Below are 2116 nucleotides of genomic sequence, written 5' to 3'. Positions count from 1 at the left end.
ATCTTTGAATTCATCAACGCACTCTTTCATTATACGAGAAAGTATATCTTTTTCAGCAAATAACTGTTTACATATACTATCGTAGGCAGTCATAGTATTTTTTATATCATTACTCATATTCCTAAAGCACCTTCTTTCTATAGTTATATTATAAATTATAAGGTTATTATTATCAATGAATAAAACTTACATTTTCCTCCACTACACCCCCATTCTGAAAGCATATTTCAATCTTGCTTTCACTTATAGCAATCACATTCCTTATTAACTTTCTTACAAGTGCATCATCATATTCTATCATATAAATATTTGTGTTATTCATAAATTCTTGAGCATTATTTAATTTATCCCTACCACCTAAAGATTTTATCTTATTAGTTTCAAGTTCTTCAATACGATTTGTTATATTTTTACAGGCTTCTTCGTATTTTTCTATATTTTCATATGTATTGTTTTTTATTAAATTTACAAGCTGTTTTTCCAATTCTTTTATTTCTAAATCATATTCTGTTGTGGTATCTTTTGAAATTACACTTATAACATTTTTTCTGAAACTATCTACAAACTTATTTTTGTCTTGAAGCTGCTTATTTATGGCATTCATAATAGCCTTTTGAAGAACTTTCTCATCATATGTAGGTGAGTTTTTGCAGTATTTTGTTCCATTTCTTAATCTATTTTCACATCTCCAAACAGCTTTTTTCTCGCCATACTTTGACCAAACTTGTCTTCTGTAAGGTTTGCCACATTCCTTGCATATGAATATACTTGTTAAGGCATATTTACTATTATATCGGCATTTCCTGTCAGTTTCATTTTTATTTGGTGCTTTATTTTTTAAATTAGTTCGCTTTTCCATTTCTTCTTGAACTCTATAAAATAATTCTCTCGGTATAATCCCTTGGTGGCTGTTTTCAGTGTAGTATTGATTAACCTCACCATTATTGGTTCTACGCTCTTTTGTAAGGAAATCTACTGTATATGTTTTTTGACATAGTGTATCACCTATATATTTCTCATTACTTAAAATTCGTATTACAGAGGCTACACCCCAGTTTGTTTTTCCTCGTATTGTTTTATAGCCTTTTTCCTTCAGTTTTTTAGCTATATTATTATAACTGCTACCTTCCATAAACTCTGCAAATATAAATTTTACAATCTCTGCTTCTTTTGGTATGATTTCAAGCTGACCATTTTTATTTCTTTTATACCCTAAAAGCCTACTTACAAGGGTTTCTCCTGTTTCATATTTCCTTTTAAGTCCCCATCTTACATTCTCGCTTATATTTCTGCTTTCTTCCTGAGCCTGACTACTAAGTATTGTTATAAGTAATTCTCCTGACGAGTCCAATGTATTAATATTTTCTTTTTCAAAGTATACAGCTATATTTTTTTCTTTAAGTTTTCGTATATGTATAAGGCTATCAACGGTATTTCTTGCAAATCTTGATATTGATTTTGTAATAATCATATCAATTTCATTACTTTTCTTGATGCACCTATCTATCATAGCATTAAAATCATCTCTTTTTTTGGTATTTGTAGCTGATATACCATCATCGGCATATATACCTGCCATATGCCAGTTTGGGTTTTCATTAATAAGTTTTTTATAATATTCAATTTGTGCTTCATAGCTTGATTCTTGTTCTTCCTGCAATGTACTGACTCTACAATATGCAACAACATTTAATTTTTTATATTTTGGTTGAACATTTTTATTAGTATCAACTTTTGCCGGTATGACCGATATCCTTCGAGTTGCCATAAATATCACTCCTAAATTTTTTCTTCTATTTCTGCTCCGTTTTTTAATATAATCTTTATTTTCCCATTTTTATAAACTGTAAATTTATCTAATGCTATTATATCTATTTTTTCAATTTCTTCTTTATAATCTGACATTTCATACATAACAGATGCCCTTTTATAAATCAGCTTAATTAATTCTTCTTGGGTATATTCTTTTTTACCTGTTTCAACCATTTTTATTTCTTTGTCTAAAGCCTGATATCTTCCAGAGTTTTGTTTTAAGCTATTTTCTTTACACTCCAACAGTTTTGGATTTTCATTGATTTTATCAACAATCCTTGACCATATATTTTCTATTTGTTCA

2 protein-coding genes are annotated in these 2116 nt (G+C 28.6%); both read right to left on the bottom strand.

Annotated elements, in window-relative coordinates; translation table 11 throughout:
* Window positions 1-172: 172 nt before the first annotated feature.
* Window positions 173-1768 (bottom strand): recombinase family protein, encoded by a 1596-nt coding sequence (locus B5E58_RS13135; RefSeq protein WP_088110086.1) that lies wholly within the window; start codon window positions 1766-1768, stop codon window positions 173-175.
* A gap of 11 nt (window positions 1769-1779) precedes the next feature.
* Window positions 1780-2116 (bottom strand): hypothetical protein (locus tag B5E58_RS13600; RefSeq protein WP_158097776.1); only part of this gene is annotated, 337 nt, incomplete at its 5' end.

This window comes from Tyzzerella sp. An114, assembly GCF_002161055.1.
Classification (GTDB): domain Bacteria; phylum Bacillota; class Clostridia; order Lachnospirales; family Anaerotignaceae; genus Fimicola; species Fimicola cottocaccae.
This window is presented reverse-complemented; position numbering and strand designations above follow the sequence as displayed.

What these genes read in the sequence shown, in the direction of transcription:
- B5E58_RS13135 (WP_088110086.1), bottom strand. Translation starts at nt 1,768, where the DNA reads ATGGCAACTCGAAGGATATCGGTCATACCGGCAAAAGTTGATACTAAT.